Below are 21,432 nucleotides of genomic sequence, written 5' to 3' on the forward strand. Positions count from 1 at the left end.
GGGGGGGGCCCCGGGGTTGGGGTGGCATGGGGGTCCCACTTCCCCCCGGGCGGGCGGGGGGGGGGGGCCCCCGCCCCCCCGTCGCTCCGGGCAGGCCCGTGGATCAGGCGTCGACCTTCTCCATGACCTCGTCGCTGACGTCGAAGTTGGCGAAGACGTTCTGCACGTCGTCGCTGTCCTCCAGCGCGTCGATCAGCTTGAAGATCTTCCGGGCGCCTTCCTCGTCGAGCTCGACCTGCATGGTCGGGACGAAGTTGGCGTCGGCGGAGTCGTAGTCGATGCCGGCGCTCTGGAGCGCGGTGCGCACCGCGACCAGGTCGGTGGCCTCGGAGAGGACCTCGAAGCTCTCGCCGAGGTCGTTGACCTCCTCGGCGCCCGCGTCGAGGACGGCGCCGAGGACGTCGTCCTCGGTGAGCTCACCCTTGGGGACGACGATGACACCCTTGCGGTTGAACAGGTACGACACGGAGCCGGGGTCGGCCATGCTGCCGCCGTTGCGGGTCATGGCGACGCGCACGTCGGAGGCCGCGCGGTTGCGGTTGTCCGTGAGGCACTCGATGAGCACCGCGACACCGTTCGGGCCGTAGCCCTCGTACATGATCGTCTCGTAGTCGGCGCCACCGGCTTCGAGGCCGGCTCCGCGCTTGACCGCGGAGTCGATGTTCTTGTTCGGGACCGAGCTCTTCTTCGCCTTCTGGATGGCGTCGAACAGCGTCGGGTTGCCGGACACGTCGGCGCCACCGGTGCGGGCCGCGACCTCGATGTTCTTGATCATCTTCGCGAAGAGCTTGCCGCGCTTGGCGTCGATCACGGCCTTCTTGTGCTTCGTCGTAGCCCATTTAGAGTGGCCGGACATCTGCCTGTCTCCTTCGCGTAACCCAACCTGTACGGACTCCCCCAGGCGTCGAGAGCCTTGGGAGACCCCACAGATCCTACAAGGACGCCGGTGTCCGGTTCGCGCGCACCATGTCGACGAACAGACCGTGCACACGGTGGTCGCCCGTCAGCTCCGGGTGGAACGACGTGGCGAGCGCGTTTCCCTGGCGGACCGCGACGATGTGACCGCCGTGCTCGGCGAGCACCTCGGCCTCGGCGCCCACGGACTCGACCCAGGGGGCGCGGATGAAGACGCCCTCTACAGGATCGCCCTCGACGCCCCGGACGTCGACCGCCGCCTCGAAGGACTCGTTCTGGCGTCCGAAGGCGTTGCGGCGCACGATCATGTCGATGCCGCCGATGGTCTCCTGGCCCGAGCGCGGGTCGAGGATCTTGTCGGCGAGCATGATCATGCCGGCGCAGGTGCCGTAGACGGGCATGCCCGAGCGGACCCGCGCGCGCAGCGGCTCCATCACTCCGAAGAGGACCGCCAGCTTCGAGATGGTGGTGGACTCGCCGCCCGGTATGACCAGGCCGTCGATCTCGGCGAGCTCCTCGGGCCGCCGCACCGGCCTGGCCACGGCGTCCGCCGCGGCCAGGGCGATGAGGTGTTCCCGTACGTCGCCCTGGAGGGCCAGGACACCGATGACAGGAGTGCTCATGTGACTACCAGCCGCGGTTGGCGTAGCGCTCGGTCTCGGGGAGGGTGTCGCAGTTGATGCCGACCATGGCCTCGCCGAGGTTGCGGGACGCGTCCGCGATGATCTTCGGGTCGTCGTAGAAGGTGGTGGCCTTCACGATGGCGGCGGCGCGCTTGGCCGGGTCGCCGGACTTGAAGATGCCGGAACCGACGAAGACGCCCTCGGCGCCGAGCTGGCGCATGAGCGCGGCGTCGGCGGGGGTGGCGACACCACCGGCGGAGAACAGCACGACCGGCAGCTTGCCGAGCTCGGCGACCTCCTTGACGAGCTCGTACGGGGCACGCAGGTCCTTCGCGGCGGCGTACAGCTCGTTGTTGTCGAAGCCGCGCAGGCGGGCGATCTCGTTCTTGATCTGGCGCAGGTGGCGGACGGCCTCGACGACGTTGCCGGTGCCGGCCTCGCCCTTGGAGCGGATCATGGCCGCGCCCTCGGCGATGCGGCGCAGGGCCTCGCCCAGGTTGGTGGCACCACAGACGAAGGGCGTGGTGAACGCGAACTTGTCGGAGTGGTTGACCTCGTCGGCCGGGGTCAGGACCTCGGACTCGTCGATGTAGTCGACGCCGAGGGACTGGAGGACCTGGGCCTCGACGAAGTGGCCGATGCGGGACTTGGCCATGACCGGGATGGAGACGGCCTCGATGATCTCCTCGATCATGTTCGGGTCCGACATCCGGGCCACGCCGCCGTCCTTGCGGATGTCGGCGGGAACCCGCTCCAGGGCCATGACGGCAACGGCGCCGGCGTCCTCGGCGATCTTCGCCTGCTCGGCGTTGACCACGTCCATGATCACGCCGCCCTTGAGCTGCTCGGCCATGCCGCGCTTGACGCGGGCGGTACCGATGGCGGTGTTCTCGGCGGAGTTGGAGAGGGTGCTGGACACGGGTTGACCTCGCTCGGGGAAGAGGATTTGTGCAGCTCCGAGGAAACGCGAGGTGACCAGTCCACTGCAAGGGCCAATGGGGAGCCGGTGGCTCGTTTTCGTTCCGGTCCGCCCGTGCGGGACCGCCGGCGCGTCAGCTCGTGGGGCGGTCGGCCAGGGCCACGGGGGGCTCGTCGTCCATCTCGAAGGCCATGGGGAACGGCGCGTGGCCCGCGAGGCGGAACCAGCGGACCTTGCGGTGGCGGCGCAGGGCGCGGGCGGCGCGTACGGCGTCGTTGTGGAAGCGGCGCGCCATCGGCACCCGGCGTACGGCCTGGGCCAGTTCGCCGGCCGCCGCCTCGCCGCCGGGCACCTCCCGGACCGCCTCGACCTGCTGGGTCTCCCCGAACACCGCCCGCAGGGCCTGGCTCAGTTCGCTCTCGGCCACCTCGCGCTGCTCCTCCTCGGCCTGCCGGGCCGCGTGCGCCGCTTCGTAGAGGACGATCGAGGCGGCCGGGTCGAGCACTCCGGAGGTGGCCAGTTCCTGCGCGACGGAGGCCCGGCGCAGCAGCTGCGCGTCGAGGGCGGCGCGGGCGGCGTCGATACGGGAGTGCAGCCGGTCGAGCCGTCCGGCGGTCCAGCTCAGGTAGAGGCCGATCGCGACGAGGCCGACGAGGATCCAGATGAGGGTTGCGGTCACGGGCGGCAAGGCTACCGGTGCCGTTCGCCTGCCCGACGTGGCCCGCGCACGCTCCACCGGCCCGCGGTGGCCCACGCGCCCGTGCGCCGCCCGTCGGGACCCCGACCGCACACGGCGCCGCCACCGGACCGTCGTGTTCCGGCCGTTCTCGGTCCGCCGGACCGCCGGGCGCCCGGCAACGAGGTTCCGGGGCGTCCCAGCGAGGCGACGGTCCCGCTCCGCACGAGGGCGCGCCGGGCGCCCCGGCGGTGGGGCCCGCGGAACTCCCGGTACAGGATCGACCAGCGCTGTCCCCCGCGCCCCCCCCGACCCCGGCCCTGCCAGGCCGGGGTTGTCCGCCCTGCGGGCTCCGAGCTGGGGCGGAGCGCGCGTGTTCCGGCCCCCGGGGACGCCGTCGACGGAGGGCTCCGGAGGCGTCGCTCGCCACCGGGTCCCCCGAGTCGCCCACACCGCCGGACCCCGTGGCGCCCGTCACGGCCGGGTACCCGTGCACCTCGTGGAGGACCCGCGCCCGTGAACCCCGGGAGGGGCGGTCGCCGGTGGGGTCCCGGAGGGTCAGTCCCGGGCCAACCCGAAGCGGGCGCGGAGGCCTGTGCGTTCGTCCGTGGCGACCGCGGCGGCGCCGTCCGTCACCGTCTCGTAGACCGCGAGGATGTCCGCGCCGACCGTCGACCAGTCGAAGCGCCGCACATGCTCGCTCCCCCGCACCCGCAGCGCGGCCCGGCGCTCAGGGTCGGCGAGCAGGCGCAGCGCGGCGGCGGCGAGGTCGGCCGCGTCCTCGTTGACGAACAGCTCGCCCGCGGAGCCCTGGTCCAGGACCTGGGCGAACGCGTCGAGGTCGGCGGCGAGCACCGGCGCCCCCGCGGACATCGCCTCGACCAGGATGATCCCGAAGCTCTCGCCGCCGGTGTTGGGCGCGACGTACAGGTCGACGCTGCGCAGCAGCCTGGCCTTGTCCTCGTCGCTGACCATGCCGAGGAACTCCACGCGCGAGCGCATCTCGGCGGGCAGCGACTCCACGGCCTCCTCCTCGTCGCCGCGCCCGGCGACGAGCAGCCGGGTCTGGGGACGCTCGGCCAGGATCGCGGGCAGCGCCTTCATGAGGACCGGCAGGCCCTTGCGGGGCTCGTCGATGCGGCCGATGAAGCCGATGGTGTCGCCCTGCCACTCGGGCTTGGGCTTGGCGCGGGCGAAGAAGTCGACGTCGACGCCGTTCGGGATGACGACCGCGTCACCGCCGAGGTGCTCGACCAGGGTGCGCCGGGCGTACTCGCTCACGGCGATCCGCGCGCTGATCTTCTCCAGCGCGGCCTGGAGGATGGAGTACGCGGCGACCATCGCCCGGGAGCGCGGGTTCGAGGTGTGGAAGGTCGCGACGATGGGCCCCTGTGCCGCCCAGCACGTCAGCAGGCCGAGCGACGGCGAGGACGGCTCGTGGATGTGGACCACGTCGAAGGTGCCGTCGTGCAGCCAGCGCCGTACCCGGGCCGCCGACAGGAAGCCGAAGTTGAGCCGGGCCACCGAGCCGTTGTACGGGACGGGGACCGCGCGGCCCGCCGAGACGACGTACGGCGGCAGGGGCGTGTCGTCGTCCGCGGGGGCGAGGACGGAGACCTCGTGCCCCAGACCGATGAGGTGCTCGGCCAGGTCGCGGATGTGGAACTGGACGCCGCCGGGAACGTCCCAGGAGTACGGGCAGACGATGCCGATCCTCACGAGGCCCTCTTCTCGGGCTTCTCGGGGTCCTGTGTGCCGGACCCCTCGTGGGGAGCCTTCCCGGCGTCGAGGTCCTTGAGCCACAAACGCTGCAACATGTGCCAGTCCTCCGGGTGCTCGGCGATGCCGTGGGCGAAGGCGTCGGCCAGCGCCTGTGTCATGACAGACGTCTTCTCGGCACGGCTGCCTGACTCCGGGACCTCGACGGGCGGATGCACCCGACCGCGCATCACGGGCGAGTCGTCGTACCAGAGCGTCACGGGCAGGAGGAGGGCGCCGGTCTGCTGGGCGAGCAGGGCCGGGCCCGCCGGCATCCGGGTCGTCTCGCCGAAGAACTCCACCTCGACGCCCGAGGCGGACAGGTCCCGTTCCGCGACCAGGCAGATCAGCCCGCCGTCGCGCAGGCGCCGGGCCAGCGTGCCGAACGCGGCACCGCCGCTGTGCGGCAGCACCTCCATGCCGAGGCCCTCGCGGTAGGCGACGAACCGGTCGTAGAGGGACTCCGGTTTGAGGCGTTCCGCGACCGTCGTGAACGGTGTCCTCAGGCCGGTGGTGACCCAGGCGCCCGCGAGGTCCCAGTTCGCCATGTGCGGAAGCGCGAGGATGACGCCCCGGTCGGAGGCGATGCCGTCGGTGAGACGGTGCACGTCCTCGACCTCGAAGCCGCCCGCCACCCGCTCCTCGCTCCACGCGGGAAGCCGGAACGACTCCATCCAGTAGCGCAGGTACGAGCGCATCCCGGCGCGGGAGAGCTCGGCGAGCCGTTCCGGCGTCGCGTCCGGCACCACGCGCGCGTAGTTGCTCTCCAGCCGCAGGACCCCCTTGCCGCGCCGCTTCCAGGCGATGTCGGCGATGGTGCGTCCGAGGCGCACGGCGACCGGCTCGGGCAGCTTCTTGACGACGCTCCAGCCCGTCGCGTAGGCGCCGTCGACCAGCCTGTCGCGCAGGCTGGTCACGAGGTGGCCTCGCTGCCCTGGGCGGCGACCGCGGCGTCCGCCTCGGCTGCCTCCCGGCGGACGGTGACGACGCGCTGGATCAGCGTGACGAGACTGCCGACGGCGACGATCCACAGCGCGATGGGCAGCAGCACCTGGATGCCGGGCACCCCGAAGGTGTGCAGGCCCGCGAGACCGGCCGCGACCAGCGAGATCACCAGGCGCTCGGCGCGCTCGACGAGACCGTTGACCGCCACCGGCAGACCGATCGACTCGCCCCGGGCCTTGGTGTACGACACCACCTGGCCGCTGGCCAGACAGAAGATCGAGACGGCGCACAGGACGTTGTCGTCGCCGTTGCCCGCGTACCAGAGCGCGAAGCCGCCGAAGATCGCCCCGTCGGCGACCCGGTCGAGCGTCGAGTCCAGGAAGGCGCCCCAGCGGCTGGAGCGGCCGAGCTGGCGCGCCATGTTCCCGTCGACCAGGTCGGAGAACACGAACAGCGTGATGACGATCGTTCCCCAGAAGAACTCTCCCCGGGGGAAGAAGACCAGCGCCCCCGCCATGACTCCGGCCGTGCCCAGGAGGGTGACCGTGTCGGGGCTCACCCCCCGGCGGACGAGAAACGCGGCGAACGGTGTGAGGACACGCGTGAAGAATGCACGCGCGTACTTGTTCAGCATGGCCTTCCCGAGGGTCGGTGTCGCCGGGCGGCCCCTGCTGGCCGTCGGCTGGCCCATCGTAGCCACGCGTGCGCTTGTGCGATGGCCGGGCACCCGCACCCCGTGTCACGACCGGGTGCCGTCCGCGTCACGGCGCGATCGCGTCCCCTGTATGGACGCACCGTGACGCGAGTGCAAAGCTCGAAGAACCGCGGGCGTCACCGGTGCCGCCACCGAACGCGGCCTCGGCATGTCCCGCGCCCACAGAGACCTCACCGTGCACGGGAGGCAAGGCCATGGGCGACAAGGCGAACGCACACCCCGGAGCCGCCGGCAGGGCTACGGCGGCCGACCACCCCGCGTCCGTACGGAATGTGGTGCTGGTCGGCCACAGCGGATCGGGCAAGACGACGTTGGTGGAGGCTCTCGCGCTGACCGCGGGAGCGGTGAACAGGGCGGGCCGCGTGGAGGACGGCGGCACCGTATCGGACTACGACGAGATCGAGCACCGGCAGCAGCGGTCGGTGCAGCTCTCCCTGGTGCCCGTCGACTGGGACGGGATCAAGATCAATCTTCTGGACACCCCCGGGTACGCCGACTTCGTCGGGGAACTGAGGGCCGGTCTGCGAGCGGCGGACGCGGCCCTCTTCGTCGTCTCGGCCTCGGACGGGGTGGACGGCTCGACCCGGATGCTGTGGGAGGAGTGCGCGGCCGTCGGCATGCCCCGGGCGATCGTGGTCACCCACCTGGAATCGGCCCGGTCGGACTTCGAGGGGATGACCGCGGTCTGCGCGCAGGCGTTCGGCGGGGACGACCCCGACGCCGTACTGCCGCTGTACCTGCCGCTGCACGGCGCCGCGGCGCCCGACGGGCACGCGCCCGTGACCGGCCTGACCGGACTGCTCACCCGGCAGCTGTTCGACTACTCCTCGGGGGAGCGCAAGGAGGCGGAGCCGGGGCCCGAGCAGCAGCGGCTCATCGAGGCCGCCCGCAACCGGCTGATCGAGGGGATCATCGCCGAGAGCGAGGACGAGACGCTCATGGACCGCTATCTCGGCGGCGAGGAGATCGACCTCAAGACCCTCGTGCAGGACCTCGAACGGGCCGTGGCCCGCGGCAGCTTCTTCCCGGTGCTGGCCGCCGCGCCCGCCGCCGAGGGCGCCCGGCAGGGGCTCGGCACCGTCGAGCTCCTCGAACTGATCACGGGCGGCTTCCCGACCCCGCTGGAGCGCCCGGCGCCCGCCGTGACCACCCCGGACGGCGCGCCGCGCGAGGTGAAGGCCTGCGACCCGGACGGTCCGCTGGTCGCGGAGGTCGTCAAGACCGCCTCCGACCCGTACGTGGGCCGGGTCTCCCTGGTGCGGGTCTTCTCCGGGACCCTGCGCCCCGACGCGACGGTGCACGTCTCCGGGCACGGGCTGACCGACCGTGGGCACGAGGACCACGACGTCGACGAGCGGATCGGCGCCCTGTCCGGGCCGTTCGGCAAGCAGCAGCGCACCCTCACCCACTGCATCGCGGGCGACCTGGCCAGCGTGGCGAAGCTGAACCGCGCCGAGACGGGCGACACCCTTTCGGCCAAGGACGACCCGCTGCTCATGGAGCCGTGGCAGATGCCCGACCCGCTGCTCCCGCTCGCCATCGAGGCGCACAGCAAGGCGGACGAGGACAAGCTCTCCCAGGGGCTGGGCCGGCTGGTGGCCGAGGACCCCACGATGCGTCTGGAGCAGAATCCGAACACCCATCAGGTCGTCCTGTGGTGCCTGGGCGAGGCGCACGCGGACGTCGCCCTGGAACGGCTGCGCAGCCGGTACGGGGTGCAGGTCGACGTGGTCCCGCACAAGGTCTCCCTGCGCGAGACGTTCGCCGGTCCGTCCGCCGGACGCGGCCGCCATGTCAAACAGTCGGGCGGACACGGCCAGTTCGCGATCTGCGAGATCGAGGTCGAACCGCTGCCGAACGGTTCGGGCATCGAGTTCGTGGACAAGGTCGTCGGCGGCGCCGTGCCCCGGCAGTTCATCCCCTCGGTCGAGAAGGGCGTGCGGGCCCAGGCGGCCAAGGGGGTCGTCGCCGGCTATCCGCTCATCGACGTACGGGTCACGCTGACCGACGGCAAGGCGCACTCGGTCGACTCGTCCGACGCCGCGTTCCAGACGGCGGGCGCGCTCGCGCTGCGCGAGGCGGCCCGCGACGCCGTCATCCATCTCCTGGAGCCGGTGGCGGAGGTGACGGTCCTGGTCGGCGACGACTACGTGGGCCCGGTGATGAGCGATCTGTCGGGACGGCGCGGCCGGGTGGTCGGCACCGAGCAGGCACCCGGCGGGCGCACGCTCGTACGCGCCGAGGTACCGGAGATCGAGATCGGCCGGTACGCGGTCGACCTGCGGTCCGTCTCGCACGGCACCGCGCGCTTCGACCGGTCCTACGCGCGGCACGAACCCATGCCGCAGCACATCGCCGAGCGGCTCCGTGAACAGGACACGGGTACCTGAGGGCCGGGCGGCTCCCGGCGGTTCGGCACGGCGCTTCGGGACGGGAGGTTCGGGACGGCGGTTCGGGACGGCGGTTCGGGACGGGGGGTTCATCCGTCGGTGGGCGGCTTCGGCCGTCCGCCGACGAATGTCGGCCGCGGCCGATACTCTGAGTACTGATCAAGACGAAGACCTGATCAACAGGTGTGCGGGACACCGAAGTCGGGAAAGCCGCAGGAGCGGGTGCGGCGGCGATGGGGGCGGAAGTGGCGTTCGACGGTTTCGATTTCACTCCCGGGGCGCAGGTGCCGCTCACGGGGTCCGCGGGGCAGACGGCGGCGACCTTCGCCCTCGCCTCGGCGGCGTACCGCGACAGTCCGGTCGAGGAGATCCTCAAGGCCGACAACGAATGGCACCAGTCCACGGTCAAGGCCGGACGGATCAAGCTGTTCGCGCCGAATCTCGGCGAGGCCTTCGCGGGGGCGGTCACGGCCCGCATGCTGGGCGCCGGCCGCGCTCCCCTCATCCAGTCCTTCGGCACCGAGCCGCAGGTCATCGTGGAGCACTGTCTCGCGGCGACCAACATCCGCCGGGAACGCGACAATTGGCTCTCCGCCGTCATGGTGCTGTGCGGACTGCTGTTCCTGCCGGGCCTGCTGATCTGGCTGATGGTCTTCCAGATCCGTACGCAGATCGCCAAACGGACGGACAAGCGGGGCTCCGCGCTCGGCACCACCCTGCTGTTCGCCGTCGGCGCCCTGGCCGTCCTGTTCCTCATCCGCATGCCGTTCACGGGCTTCTGGGCCTGGTACGCGCGGGCCGCGGTGGTCCTGCCCGTCGTCGGCTGGCTGTGGGCGAAGCAGATCTGCGAGCGCACCGCAAAGGATCTCCGCGCACGCTGGGACAACCTGCTGTCGGGCGGCGGGGTCGGCGCCAAGATTCCCGCTTCGGTCCCCGGCAGCCCCGGCGAGACGGCGGCGGAGCAGCTGCGCCAGTCGCTGGCCCGGCTCACCGCTGAGCAGCAGTCCAACTCGGTCTTCTACGCGGGCCCCAAGGGCATACTGGGCATGGGCACCCGCTGGGGCAGCTGGCAGCTCGCCGAGGACCTGGTGCCGCTGGACGCGAAGAAGGAGATCCACCCCTTCCGCAGCTGGGACGTCATCCGCAACATCCACGACCAGCTGCGCATGCTGGAGCGCGGGCCGCTCAACACCGGTGGTTTTCCCGCGCCTTCGATAAAGCACTGGATCGTCACGCCGATCGGCGAGGGCGCGAAGGCGGTGTCCCGGCCTGGCGGCACGGACGTGGACGCCTACACGATCAAGTCGCACGCGGTGCAGGACATCTGCAACAAGCAGCAGTTCGGCAGCGGGGACCGGCACTACCTCGGGGTCCAGTGGACGCTCTGGGACGGCCAGTTGATCATCACGATGATGATCACGGTGACGGTGCTGCACCAGACGCTGCGCATCGAGGTGACCGGGCACGCGCTGGGTCCGGTGAACCCGCTGTTCACCAGCAAGCCGGAGGCTCCCACCAAGGAGGTCGCGAAGACCGTCAAGTTCTGGGAGACCCGCAAGGTGAGCCTGCCGCTGGTCACCGCGGACGAGGTCGTACGGCTCGCCGCGCGGGCGCCCCTCACCTGGTATCCGCCGCTGCTGAACTGGATCGGCGGAAGCCTGGGGCTGCCCGAACCGTTCGGAGTGCGGCACGCCTGGGCCGATCAGCCCTGGCGGCACCGTTTCATGGCGGACGACGCGCTGCGGGCGGCGACGCCGGTGCTGCGCGTGGTGCACTCGGCGGCGATCAAGGTCCTCGAGGAGAACGGCGTCGACACGGAGAAGTTCGGCAACCGCTCGGCGTTCCTCAGCACGGCGGTCCAGGACCCCTCGCCGCGCAAGGCCGACGTGTACGACGCCTGACCGCACGGCGGAACGTGTCCCCCCTCGCGGGATGTGTCCCAGGCGGGACCGGACGGGGCGCCCGGTGGGGCGCCCCGCGCCCGGCTACGCGGTGGGCCAGGCCTCCGCCAGCATCTTGCGGGTGTCCGCGAGAAGCTGCGGCAGGACCTTGGTGTGGCCGACGACCGGCATGAAGTTCGTGTCCCCGCCCCAGCGCGGCACGATGTGCTGGTGCAGATGGGCGGCGATGCCGGCGCCCGCGACCGTGCCCTGGTTCATGCCGATGTTGAAGCCGTGCGCGCCGGAGGCGGTGCGCAGGGCGGTCATGGCCTGCTTGGTCAGTTCACCGAGTTCGGCGGTCTCCGGCCCGGTCAGGTCCGTGTAGTCGGCGACGTGCCGGTAGGGCACGACCATCAGATGCCCGCCGTTGTACGGGTAGAGGTTGAGCACCGCGTACACGTGCTCGCCGCGCCTGACGATCAGCCCGTCCTCGTCGGACTTGGCCGGTATCGAGCAGAACGGACAACCGTCGTCGGCCCCCGGACCGGTGGGCTTGTTCTCGCCCTGGATGTAAGCCATCCGGTGGGGCGTCCACAGGCGCTGGAACGCGTCCTGCGTTCCCACTCCGATCTGCTGCTCCGGCTCACTCGTCATGTGTTGCAGCATATTGCTTCGCCCGTTCGCGGCGTGTCGCCGGGTGCCGCACGAAGGAGCCTGCGGCCAAGCTGTGGCCATGGACGACGAGAGCCCGCTGACCCGCTGGGAGCACCGCACCGAGGTACCACTGGCGGTCGGGTCGCTGCTCTTCCTCGCCGCGTACGCGGTCCACGTCCTGGCGCACCAGCTGCCCCAGGAAGGCCGCGACGTCTGTCTCTCGGTGATCGCGGCCACCTGGGCGGCGTTCCTCCTCGACTATCTGGTGCGCTGGCGGCTGAGCGGCATGGGCCCGCGGTTCGTCCGGCGTCATCTGCTGGACACCGTGGTCCTCTTCCTGCCGCTGCTGCGTCCGCTGCGGGTCGTCAAGCTCTACGACGCCGTGCTGTACCGCCGCGGAGAGCCCCGGCTCCCGCTGTACTCGCGAGTGATCTTCTACGCGAGCATCTCGGTGCTGCTGCTCGGCTTCTCGGGGGCCCTCGCCGTCTACCAGGCCGAGTACCGGGCACCGCACGCGACGATCGTCACCTTCGGCGACTCCGTGTGGTGGGCCGCCTCCACCCTGGCCACGGTCGGGTACGGGGACGTGACACCGGTGACGCCGAGGGGGCGGACGATCGCGGTCGCCATGATGGCGTGCGGCCTGGGGCTGCTGGGCGCGGTGACGGGGTCGTTCTCCTCGTGGCTGCTCCAGGTGTTCTCGCGCGAGGGCGACGACGAGAGGCCCCCGGGAAGCTGAGCTTCCCGGGGGCCTCGGGCCTTGACCCGCGTCTCCGGCCGGTCCGCGGCGAGCCGCGTGGACCGGGTCAGATCTGGGTGCGCTCCTCGACGACCTTCGCGATCTTGGCGATGGCCTCGCCGAGGGGGATGCCGTTCTCCTGCGAGCCGTCGCGGTAGCGGAAGGAGACGGCGCCGGCCGCCATGTCCTCGTCGCCCGCGATGACCATGAAGGGCACCTTCTGCTTCTGCGCGTTGCGGATCTTCTTCTGCATCCGGTCCGAGGAGGCGTCGACCTCCACGCGCAGACCCTTCTTCCTGGCCTCCGCGGCGAACTTCTGGAGGTACTCCACGTGCGCGTCGCCGATCGGGATGCCGATCGCCTGGACGGGCGCCAGCCACGCCGGGAACGCGCCCGCGTAGTGCTCCAGGAGCACGGCGAAGAAGCGCTCGATGGAGCCGAAAAGCGCGCGGTGGATCATGACCGGGCGCTGCTTGGAGCCGTCGGGGCCGGTGTATTCCAGGTCGAAGCGCTCGGGCAGGTTGAAGTCGAGCTGCACGGTCGACATCTGCCAGGTGCGGCCGATGGCGTCCTTGCACTGGACGGAGATCTTCGGGCCGTAGAAGGCGGCGCCGCCCGGGTCCGGGACCAGCGGGAGGCCCTGCTTCTCGGCGACCTGGCGGAGCGTCTCGGTGGCCTCCTCCCAGATCTCGTCCGAGCCGACGAACTTCTCCGGGTCCTTGGTGGACAGCTCCAGGTAGAAGTCGGTGAGGCCGTAGTCGCGCAGGAGGTTCAGGACGAAGGTGAGCGTCTTGTCGAGCTCCTCCGCCATCTGCTCCTTGGTGCAGTAGATGTGCGCGTCGTCCTGGGTGAAGCCGCGGGCACGGGTCAGACCGTGCACGACGCCCGACTTCTCGTACCGGTACACGGTGCCGAACTCGAAGAGGCGCAGCGGCAGTTCACGGTAGGAGCGGCCGCGCGCGTCGAAGATCAGGTTGTGCATCGGGCAGTTCATGGGCTTGAGGTAGTAGTCCACGCCCTCGTCGAGCTGCATGGGCGGGTACATGCCGTCGGCGTACCAGTCCAGGTGGCCCGAGGTCTCGAAGAGCTTCCCCTTGGTGGCGTGCGGGGTGTAGACGAACTCGTAGCCCTCCTCCTCGTGCCGACGGCGCGAGTAGTCCTCCATGACCCGGCGGATGATGCCGCCCTTGGGGTGGAAGACGGCGAGGCCGGAGCCGATCTGCTCCGGGATGGAGAACAGGTCCAGCTCGTTGCCCAGCTTGCGGTGGTCGCGCTTCTCGGCCTCGGCGAGGAAGTCCAGGTGCGCCTTCAGCTCCTCCTTGGAGGGCCAGGCGGTGCCGTAGATGCGCTGGAGCATCGGGTTCTTCTCGCTGCCGCGCCAGTAGGCGGCGGCGTTGCGCATCAGCTTGAAGGCCGGGATGTTGCGGGTGGTGGGCAGGTGGGGACCGCGGCAGAGGTCCTTCCAGCACAGCTCGCCGGTCTTGGCGTCGAGGTTGTCGTAGATGGTCAGCTCGCCGCCGCCCACCTCGACGTCCGCGCCGTCGTCCGAGGACGCGGAGCCCTTGATGCCGATGAGCTCCAGCTTGTACGGCTCGGCCGCGAGCTCCTCGCGGGCGTCCTCGTCGGTGACGACACGGCGGGAGAAGCGCTGGCCGCGCCGCTGGATCTCCTGCATCTTCTTCTCGACGGCCTTGAGGTCCTCGGGCGTGAAGGGCTTCTCCACGTCGAAGTCGTAGTAGAAGCCGTCCTTGACCGGCGGGCCGATGCCCAGCTTGGCCTCGGGGAACAGCTCCTGCACGGCCTGGGCCATCACGTGCGCGGTGGAGTGGCGCAGGATGTTGAGGCCGTCCTCGGAGGAGATCTCGACGGGCTCGACCTCCTCGCCGTCCTTCACCTCGTACGCGAGGTCCTTCAGCTCGCCGGCCACGCGGGCCGCGACGACGGTGCGCTCGCCGGTGAAGAGGTCGGCGGCCGTAGTGCCCGTCGTCACCACGCGCTCTTCCCGCTCGGAATCGCGTTGGATGATCACACGGACGTCTGACACCGGTCTCTCCTGACTGAAGGGGTCCCACACCACATACGGGATGGCATGGCAATGCCCCGAATCCTACCGAGCCAGGGGTCTCCTCCGCGAAACGGTTACCGACGGGGCGCCCCCGCCCCGCGACGGGCGCGCCCCGGACGCCGTTCCCGCGCGCGGGTCAGTCCTCGCTGCACGCCTCCTCGAAGAAGTCCAGATTCTCCTGGAGCGACTTCATCAGCCGGTCCCGCTCGGCCTCGTCGACCTGGACGGGTACGACCCCGGTGGCGTCCGTGAGCCTGCGGAAGCCGCCGCGGCTCTCCAAGCGGCCGTGCACCCGGACCGGCAGGCCGACCAGATGGGCCTGGCCCGCTATCCGGTACGCCTCCTCGTCCAGGGTCATCCGTACGTGCGGCACCTCGGCGCCCGCGATGACCCGCAGCCGTACCGTGCCCTCCCCGCGCGGCCCTGACCTGCGCATCCGGACCACGGCACCCGTGAGCCGCACCGGCACGGACGGTTCCTCGCGCAGGTAGCGGGCCCCGGCCTCGCGCAGCACGGTCAGGTCGCCGGGGGAGAACTCGACGGGCTCGGCGGGGTTCGCGCCGCCCTCGGGCACGCCCGCGGCGGGTGACCACTCGACGGTGATCCGGGCCCCCTCGGTGCCCCGGACGAGGGCCACCAGGGCTTCCATCAGTTCATGGCTGACGCCCGCCTCCACGGCGGCGTCGAAGGCGTCCATGCCGCCGGTGGCCCGCTGGTAGTCGATGGCCTCGCGCGCGGCGCACAGCGCCTCGTGCAGGCGTACGGCGAGCGGCCTGCCTCCGGTGACGGGCACGAACGCGGTGAGGCAGCGACCTCCCGGTTCGGCGCCCACCAGGACGTTCTCCAGGGAGGCGGCGGCCGCCCTGCGGTGCCGGGCGCCGTAGTAGCCGGCCCGGGCGCGGGCCGCGAGGGCGCCGGCGAGCAGCATCTGGCGGGCGGCCCCGCGCGTCTGCTCCTCGACGGTCCAGGGCGCGGCGCCCACGGGTCCGGTGGGCACGTCCCGCCACCAGCGGATCTCGTCGCTGGGCACGGCGAGGCCGACCAGGACGTCCCGCGCGGAAGGGGAGGCGCTGCGGGAGAGCGCGACGAGGGCCTCGCCGAGGAGGTCGTCGCTGTCGGGGAAGGCCCGGTTCTCCGGCACCAGCAGGCTGGTGCCGCCGCCCCCGGGCCCGGGTGGTGTCCACCGGCCGTACCGTCCGGCCGCTCCCCCGCGGCGCTGCCAGCCGTGTCGCCGCAGCAGCGCGCCGAGGACGGCCGGGTCCACCTGGTCGGGGGACGGCGGATCGTTCCAGAAGGCTTCGGCCGGGTGCGGCCTGACCGGCCGGAGGACCTCGTCGATGGGGCGGTGTGTCATGGTCTGCCTCCCGTGCCGACCCGCGTCATGATCTCGCACAGGGCCCGGTCGTCGAAGATCCGGGCCGTCGGGATCCGGACGGTGGTCCGGCGCCGGCCCGTGACGGCGTGTCCGGCGAGGTTGATCCAGTAGCAGCAGTGCCGCAGGTCGAGCCGGTCGTGGCTGGCGCGCAGCCAGTCGTCCTGGGATCTGGGCACGAGCATCACGACCAGGATCTTGTGCACCGAGACCGGGGTGCGCGCGAGCTTCGCCAGGTGCTCGTTGTCGAGCGTGAAGGAGAAGGCGGGCCCCGGGGGGTTGGGCGGGATCTGGTACGTGCACTTGAGCTGCACCTTGATGGTGACTTCGTCGTCGACCGTGTGCCCGGGGGCGCTGTGGCTGACGTGCCAGTCGATGCCGTTGTCGGGAAACGGCTGGGACAGCGAACAGCCGGCGGCGGCCGCCACGGCGTGCAAGTAGCCCACCTGCAAGGTCTCCATGCAGGCGGTGGTGGCGAGCGATCCGCGATGGGGTGCCGTCCGCTGGGGCAGCAGCCCGCCCCGTTCGGGCTGCGCGAGTGCCATGAGTCCAACAGCCTTCCAGGCTTGATGTATCCCCGCGACGGGTCGCTGAACTGCAAAGACCCGTACCTCTGTTGTCTCCGTCCGGCGTACGGCGCAAACAGCCCGGGTATCACCAAACAGGCAGAAGACGGTGCGTCAGCTGCCGTGGGTGAACGAGGAGTTGTGTACGTATGGCGTGCTGGTACGAGGGCCCTTTGGCCGCGTTCGACACGGAGACCACGGGCGTGGACGTCGAGACCGACAGGATCGTCTCGGCCGCCGTCGTGGTCCAGGATGCACCGGGTGCCCGTCCCAGGGTGACCCGGTGGCTGGTGAACCCGGGAGTGCCGGTGCCCGCGGGGGCGACGGCGGTGCACGGGCTCACGGACGAACATCTTCAGCGCAACGGCCGCTGGCCGTCGCCCGTGATGGAGGAGATAGCCCGGGAGCTGGGCGAGCAGGCCGCGGCGGGGAGGCCGCTGGTGGTGATGAACGCCCCGTTCGATCTGACGCTGCTGGACCGGGAGTTGCGCAGGCATCGCGCCTCGTCGCTCGACCGCTGGTTCGAGTCGGCGTCGCTGCGGGTGCTCGATCCGCGCGTCCTCGACAAGCATCTGGACCGCTACCGGAAGGGCCGCCGCACCCTGACGGATCTGTGCGCGCACTACGAGGTCCCGCTGGAGGGCGCGCACGACGCGGCGGCCGACGCGCTGGCCTCGATGGAGGTCGTCCGTGCGGTCGGGCGCCGTTTCTCGGCCCGGCTGGAGCGTCTGTCGCCGTCCGAGCTGCACACGCTCCAGGCGGTGTGGCACGCGGCACAGGCGCGCGGGCTCCAGGCCTGGTTCGCGCGCAGCGGTACACCGGAGGCGGTGGATCCGGCGTGGCCGCTGCGCCCGGAACTGCCGGCGGCGGCCTGACCGGGCGCGACGCGGGTGAGAACAACGAAAAACCGGTCCGTCGGTGACGGACCGGTCTTCTCCGGGTGGGCGATACTGGGTTCGAACCAGTGACCTCTTCGGTGTGAACGAAGCGCTCTCCCACTGAGCTAATCGCCCGGGAACGGACTGAACAATACAGGTCCCGGCGGGTGGGGTTCAAACCGTTCGGAGACGAGCCCTCAGTCCGCGCCGTCCCGCGCGCATCATCAGGGCGTGGTTGGCGCGGAAGAAGGGGCGCCCCGGCACGGCGAGCCGGCGCAGCAGGGGCGTGGTGACGTGCACTTCCTGGTCGTAGCGGGCGCGGGTTCCCGGCCCGGCCGCGGTGAGGGTCCAGCGCGCCCAGCCGTCGAGATCCCCCGACATCCGCATCTCCAGCACACCGGCCCCGCTGTCCCGGCGCGCCTCGCGGGCGGTGATGGTGATGTCGTACGGCAGGACGGAGCGGATCCGGATGACGGCGGTGTGTTCGTCGACGGGGGTCACCTCGCGCACCTGGGGCCACCAGCCCGGGTAGGTCTCCGCCCGCTCCAGGACCGCGTAGACGTCCGGCGGCGGCGCGGGCAGTTCCCACACGGTCCGGAAGCGGTAGTGGGTCCAGTCCATGGGCCGAGTGTGCCGAGGGCCGCGGCGTTCCGGAAGTACCGGGTGCGTGCGCCGATCTGAGTACGGCGTGAGTACGTGCGCTCATGCCGGGGGCCGTGAGCCCGACCACACTCCGGACCATGACCCAGATCCCGTCCCCGGCCGAGGAGTTGCGGCTCCTCGACACCGAGCTGCGGCAACTCGACGCCCGCCGGGCCGTGTTGCTGACCCGCCGCGCCTGGCTCGTCCACGCGCTCCGGCCGGCGCCCGCACCGACGGCGCCCCCGGTGCCCGGGGCCCGGCGCCCCGAGGCCACCGCGCCCGGTGTGCAGAACGTGCTCCTGCTCCTCGGCGGCGTGCTGCTGGCCGTCGCCGCCGTCGCGTTCACACTGGTCGGCTGGGGGCACCTGGGGATCGCGGGGCGCTCGCTGGTGCTCGGCGCGGTGACGCTGGCCGCGCTCGCCGCGCCCGTGCCCCTGCTGCGCCGCGGGCTGCGCTCGACGGCCGAGGCGCTGGCGGGGACGGGCCTGGTGCTGACGGTCCTGGACGCGTACGCGCTCTACGCGGTCGTGTTCCCGGACGCGGACGGCGCGGGCTACGCGGCGCTCGCCTCCACGGCGCTGGCCGTGCTGTGGGCCGCGTACGGAGTCGCGCTGGGCTCGCCGGCGCGGAAGGAAGGCGCCGGGACGCGTCCGTCGCTGCGGCTGCCCCTGCCCGCCGCCGTGGCCGCCGTGCAGCCGCCGCTGGTCCTGTGGGCGGTGGCCGCCTCCGCGGGTGCGTACGCCGTCACGGCCGCCCTGCTGGCCACCGCGGCGCTCGACCTGGCGCTCGCCCTGCGTCTGCCCGGGCGGTCCGTCCGTACCGCCGCGGCCGTCGGGGCGTACGGCCTGGGCGGCTGGGGCACCTTCGCGGGCGCCTGTCTGTCCGCGGCGGCCACCGGTCCAGGCGCCGCGGCCCGTGCGGCGGCGCTCCTGTTCCTCGCCGCGGCGATCGCGCTGACGGCGGCGTGGCGGGCCCCGGCCCCGGGCCTCACGACGGCCACCGCGACGGGTCTCACGACCGCGGGCGGACTCGCCGGCGTCGGGGCGGTCGGCGGGGTGCTGCGCGTGTCGCTGCCCGACGCGTGGACGGTCCCCGGGCTCGTGGTGTGCGGCATCGCCCTGCTGGCCGCAGCGGGGACCCGTCTTCCCGCTGCGGTGCGTCGCGGGAGTGCCCTGGCCTCGGCCGGTGTGGGCGCCCTGGCCGTGGCCTGGGCCCTGCCCGCGGTCGCGGTCTCCCTGCTGGGTCCGGCCGGCCGGCTGGGTTCCGTCTGGTCCGGCGCTCCGTCGAACGCGCGGGACGCGGTGACCGGCCCGCTGCCCTGGCCGCAGGACACGGCCACGGCGCCGCTCGTGCTCGCGCTCGTCGCCGCGGCCCTGGTGCCGGCCGCCCGCGCCGCCGCGTGGCGTCCGCACGCCCTGACCGCGGCGCTGGGCCTCGCGTGGGCGACGGCCCTCGTCCTCCCCGCGGCCCTCGAACTCCCCTACGCGGCCGCGCTGTCCGTCCAGGGACTCACCACGGCGGCCCTGCTCGGGTACGCCCGCCGGAGCGCCTCCCCGCTCACCGCGCGGGTGCTCGCCCTGCTCACCTCGCTCGGACTCGCGTTCCTCGCGCTGGCCTCCGAGGGGGCGACCCTGACCGTCCTCGCCGCGCTGACCGTCCTGTTCACGGCGGCCGCCCCGCGGTCCGGCCCCGTCCCGTTCGCCCCGCCCGCCGCGCTCGGGTACGGAACCGCCCTCGTCTGCGCCGCCGGCGCCTCCCTCGGTCTCCAGCCCCAGCACACCGCGCTGCTCGTGCTGGTGGTGCCCGTCACGGCCGCGCTGCTCGCCGCACGCACCGAGGACGGCGCGACGACCCTGTCGATCGAGATCACCGGCGCCCTCGCCGGGCTGCTCGCCATCGCGCTCGCGGTGTCCGAACCGCCCCTGCTGGCCACGGTCCTGGCCCTGTGCGGGCTGGTCTGCGCGGGTACGGCCGTACGGGAGGACCGGCGCCCCGTCCAGTACGCGGCCGTCGCCCTGTTCGTGCTGGCCTCCTGGGTGCGCCTCGCTTCCTGGGGCGTCGGCTCCCCGGAGGCGTACACCCTGCCCGTGACCGTTCCGGCGCTGCTCCTCGGCGCGTACAGGCGCCGCTCGGACACCTCGGTGTCGTCGTGGACGGCGTACGCGCCGGGTCTGTCCGTGACGCTCGCGCCGAGCCTGTTCACGGCCTGGATCGAAGGTGAGTGGCAGCGACCGCTGCTGCTGGGCGCGGCGGCGCTCGCCGTCACCCTGCTGGGCGCCCGGCACCGGCTCCAGGCTCCGCTGCTGCTGGGCGGCGCCGTGCTCGTCCTGGACGCCCTGCACGAACTCGCCCCGTACATCGTGCAGATCGTCGACGCGCTCCCCCGCTGGACGCCTCCCGCGCTCGCCGGTGTGCTGCTGCTCGCGCTGGGCGCCACCTATGAGCAGCGGATCCGGGACGCGCGACGGGTGCGGGACGTCCTGGGAAGGATGGACTGAGGGGCGGGCGCCCGTGCCCCGTGCCCTGTGCTCCTGCAAGAGAGAGCGGTGCGGCTGCCCCGAGAAGCGGGAGCGGTACGGGTGGCCCCGGAAGCGGAGCGGTGTGGCGAAGCCGGGTGTCGGCCTCGCCCCCGCTCTCGGCCTTGCCGTCCCCGTATAAGGAGCCGCGGAGTTGTCACGGGTGAACTCGGTGGCCGTGGGGCGCGCGGAGAAGGGTGACTCGGGGCCGCCCCCTTCGACCCGCCCGGGGCCGGTGACGACATCGCTGTTCACGCGGTCGCGGCACCCGGTCCACCGCTCCGTCAGATCGGCCTCGTCGAAACCCGATCCGTCATTCGTGCGGAATGCCGTGCCGTTCCGCGGCCGTTTCCGCCGGGTGCGGTGACATACTCGTCCCAGGTCCGGCCCCGCCGCGGCACGGCCCCCCGTCTTCTCGAACACCTTCTCGCCGAAGACAAGTGACGAGGCGTCGGATCCGTCGAATTCCGAACTGCTTTCCGTCGGACCGGTCTACGCCCCGACTCCGGTCCGGGAATTTCCCGGACTCGGATTTCCGGTGCCTATCGCGCACTTGCGGCCGGGCGGGATCTCTCGCTTGTCGTACTTCCGCAGAAATGCGACGGCGTACCGGAATACGCGTGCGGGATTTCCGTCTTCGGGACCGGATCCGGAACTCCTCCCGGAAGACCGCATAATCCGGAAGTCCGTGTGCGCCTCGATCTTCGGACCCTTCTTCCCGGGGGGGGGCCGCGACGGACCGATCCGCTCCGCTTCGCAGTCCACATCCCCACCAGGCGTAACGGATCGTCATCGTCCGGTCCCGGCACCGTTCCTCCGCTCCCCCACGGCCCGTCGTCCCGGCCGCCGCTTCCCGTGTGCCGGAATCCGCTCGCCCCGAACGGCCGAAAACGTACGGCCGCACGGGTTCTGACGGGGGGTCGGCCAGGGGCGGTGGAAACGGAGGGTGATCGGTCGGGGGCGGAGCGGTACGCGGCCCGCCCCGGGCATCGGGGCGTGACGCCCGGGACGGACGGCGACCCGCGGGGCGTGGACACCCGCGGGACGGACGGCAGACCCGTGGCCGGACGGAGCGCCCACGTCCGAAATCCCGCTCCGGCCACGGCGTTCTTCCGCCCCGCCCTCCCGCCGGCGGGGCTCCGTCCCGGTCCCGGCTCCGGCGGGGCGCGGGACCGGCCC

The 21,432-nt window shown here is 72.1% G+C and carries 17 protein-coding genes and 1 tRNA gene; 5 read left to right on the forward strand and 13 right to left on the reverse strand.

Annotated elements, in window-relative coordinates; genetic code table 11:
• Positions 1–103 precede the first annotated feature (103 nt).
• From ACFWI4_RS39540 to pgsA, 7 genes are all read right to left on the reverse strand, one after another.
• Positions 104–856 (reverse strand): YebC/PmpR family DNA-binding transcriptional regulator, encoded by a 753-nt coding sequence (locus ACFWI4_RS39540; protein WP_382788867.1) that lies wholly within the window; start codon positions 854–856, stop codon positions 104–106.
• A gap of 76 nt (positions 857–932) precedes the next feature.
• Positions 933–1,538, reverse strand: a complete 606-nt coding sequence (pdxT, locus tag ACFWI4_RS39545) for a pyridoxal 5'-phosphate synthase glutaminase subunit PdxT (protein WP_387206323.1) — start codon at positions 1,536–1,538, stop codon at positions 933–935.
• Between the two features lie 4 nt (positions 1,539–1,542).
• The gene (pdxS, locus tag ACFWI4_RS39550; RefSeq protein WP_245173337.1) at positions 1,543–2,391 is read right to left on the reverse strand and encodes a pyridoxal 5'-phosphate synthase lyase subunit PdxS; all 849 of its coding nucleotides are present in this window, start codon (positions 2,389–2,391) and stop codon (positions 1,543–1,545) included.
• A 199-nt stretch (positions 2,392–2,590) separates the two neighbouring features.
• The gene (locus ACFWI4_RS39555) at positions 2,591–3,136 is read right to left on the reverse strand and encodes a hypothetical protein (RefSeq protein ID WP_385404343.1); all 546 of its coding nucleotides are present in this window, start codon (positions 3,134–3,136) and stop codon (positions 2,591–2,593) included.
• 555 nt (positions 3,137–3,691) lie between these two features.
• A complete protein-coding gene (locus ACFWI4_RS39560; protein ID WP_387206325.1) occupies positions 3,692–4,852 on the reverse strand; it encodes a glycosyltransferase family 4 protein in 1,161 nt (386 codons plus the stop codon).
• Positions 4,849–5,808 carry a phosphatidylinositol mannoside acyltransferase gene (locus ACFWI4_RS39565; protein WP_387206327.1) on the reverse strand — a complete coding sequence of 320 codons (960 nt, stop codon included), beginning with the start codon at positions 5,806–5,808 and terminating at the stop codon, positions 4,849–4,851. Before ACFWI4_RS39565 ends, ACFWI4_RS39560 begins: the two co-directional genes overlap by 4 nt.
• Positions 5,805–6,527 carry a phosphatidylinositol phosphate synthase gene (gene pgsA, locus ACFWI4_RS39570; RefSeq protein WP_355978418.1) on the reverse strand — a complete coding sequence of 241 codons (723 nt, stop codon included), beginning with the start codon at positions 6,525–6,527 and terminating at the stop codon, positions 5,805–5,807. Before pgsA ends, ACFWI4_RS39565 begins: the two co-directional genes overlap by 4 nt.
• Positions 6,528–6,745: 218 nt before the next feature.
• Here pgsA and ACFWI4_RS39575 point away from each other — a divergent pair, with 218 nt between their 5' ends.
• Together ACFWI4_RS39575 and ACFWI4_RS39580 are read left to right on the forward strand one after the other, a co-directional pair.
• Entirely contained in the window at positions 6,746–8,941 is a 2,196-nt protein-coding gene (locus ACFWI4_RS39575; RefSeq protein WP_387206329.1) for an elongation factor G-like protein EF-G2, read from the forward strand.
• A gap of 233 nt (positions 8,942–9,174) precedes the next feature.
• On the forward strand, positions 9,175–10,842 hold the full coding sequence (locus tag ACFWI4_RS39580; protein WP_387206331.1) for a hypothetical protein: 1,668 nt from the start codon (positions 9,175–9,177) through the stop codon (positions 10,840–10,842).
• A gap of 84 nt (positions 10,843–10,926) precedes the next feature.
• Here the strand turns inward: ACFWI4_RS39580 and ACFWI4_RS39585 are convergent, their stop codons facing one another.
• Positions 10,927–11,487: an HIT domain-containing protein gene (locus tag ACFWI4_RS39585; protein ID WP_103547824.1), complete on the reverse strand. Its 561-nt coding sequence runs from the start codon at positions 11,485–11,487 to the stop codon at positions 10,927–10,929.
• A gap of 67 nt (positions 11,488–11,554) precedes the next feature.
• Here ACFWI4_RS39585 and ACFWI4_RS39590 point away from each other — a divergent pair, with 67 nt between their 5' ends.
• Entirely contained in the window at positions 11,555–12,214 is a 660-nt protein-coding gene (locus tag ACFWI4_RS39590) for a potassium channel family protein (protein WP_387206333.1), read from the forward strand.
• A 67-nt stretch (positions 12,215–12,281) separates the two neighbouring features.
• Here the strand turns inward: ACFWI4_RS39590 and thrS are convergent, their stop codons facing one another.
• The 3 genes from thrS to ACFWI4_RS39605 all read right to left on the reverse strand — a co-directional run bounded on the left by thrS (position 12,282) and on the right by ACFWI4_RS39605 (position 16,196).
• Positions 12,282–14,258 carry a threonine--tRNA ligase gene (gene thrS, locus ACFWI4_RS39595; protein WP_385404329.1) on the reverse strand — a complete coding sequence of 659 codons (1,977 nt, stop codon included), beginning with the start codon at positions 14,256–14,258 and terminating at the stop codon, positions 12,282–12,284.
• A 157-nt stretch (positions 14,259–14,415) separates the two neighbouring features.
• The gene (locus ACFWI4_RS39600; RefSeq protein ID WP_385404327.1) at positions 14,416–15,633 is read right to left on the reverse strand and encodes a hypothetical protein; all 1,218 of its coding nucleotides are present in this window, start codon (positions 15,631–15,633) and stop codon (positions 14,416–14,418) included.
• Positions 15,630–16,196 carry a DUF4365 domain-containing protein gene (locus tag ACFWI4_RS39605; RefSeq protein WP_028801501.1) on the reverse strand — a complete coding sequence of 189 codons (567 nt, stop codon included), beginning with the start codon at positions 16,194–16,196 and terminating at the stop codon, positions 15,630–15,632. Before ACFWI4_RS39605 ends, ACFWI4_RS39600 begins: the two co-directional genes overlap by 4 nt.
• Positions 16,197–16,366: 170 nt before the next feature.
• Between ACFWI4_RS39605 and ACFWI4_RS39610 the strand changes: the two genes are divergently transcribed.
• Positions 16,367–17,092 carry a 3'-5' exonuclease gene (locus ACFWI4_RS39610; protein ID WP_387206336.1) on the forward strand — a complete coding sequence of 242 codons (726 nt, stop codon included), beginning with the start codon at positions 16,367–16,369 and terminating at the stop codon, positions 17,090–17,092.
• A 66-nt stretch (positions 17,093–17,158) separates the two neighbouring features.
• On the opposite strand, the gene ACFWI4_RS39615 is transcribed toward ACFWI4_RS39610, so the two are convergent.
• A tRNA-Val gene (locus ACFWI4_RS39615) sits at positions 17,159–17,230 on the reverse strand.
• Positions 17,231–17,269: 39 nt separating this feature from the next.
• Positions 17,270–17,716: an SRPBCC family protein gene (locus ACFWI4_RS39620; protein WP_387206338.1), complete on the reverse strand. Its 447-nt coding sequence runs from the start codon at positions 17,714–17,716 to the stop codon at positions 17,270–17,272.
• A 119-nt stretch (positions 17,717–17,835) separates the two neighbouring features.
• Between ACFWI4_RS39620 and ACFWI4_RS39625 the strand changes: the two genes are divergently transcribed.
• Complete coding sequence (locus ACFWI4_RS39625; protein ID WP_387206340.1) at positions 17,836–20,235, forward strand: SCO7613 C-terminal domain-containing membrane protein; 2,400 nt, start codon at positions 17,836–17,838, stop codon at positions 20,233–20,235.
• Positions 20,236–21,432 lie beyond the last annotated feature (1,197 nt).

Origin of the sequence: Streptomyces sp. NPDC127038 (assembly GCF_042725875.1) — a bacterium.
Lineage (GTDB): Bacteria > Actinomycetota > Actinomycetes > Streptomycetales > Streptomycetaceae > Streptomyces.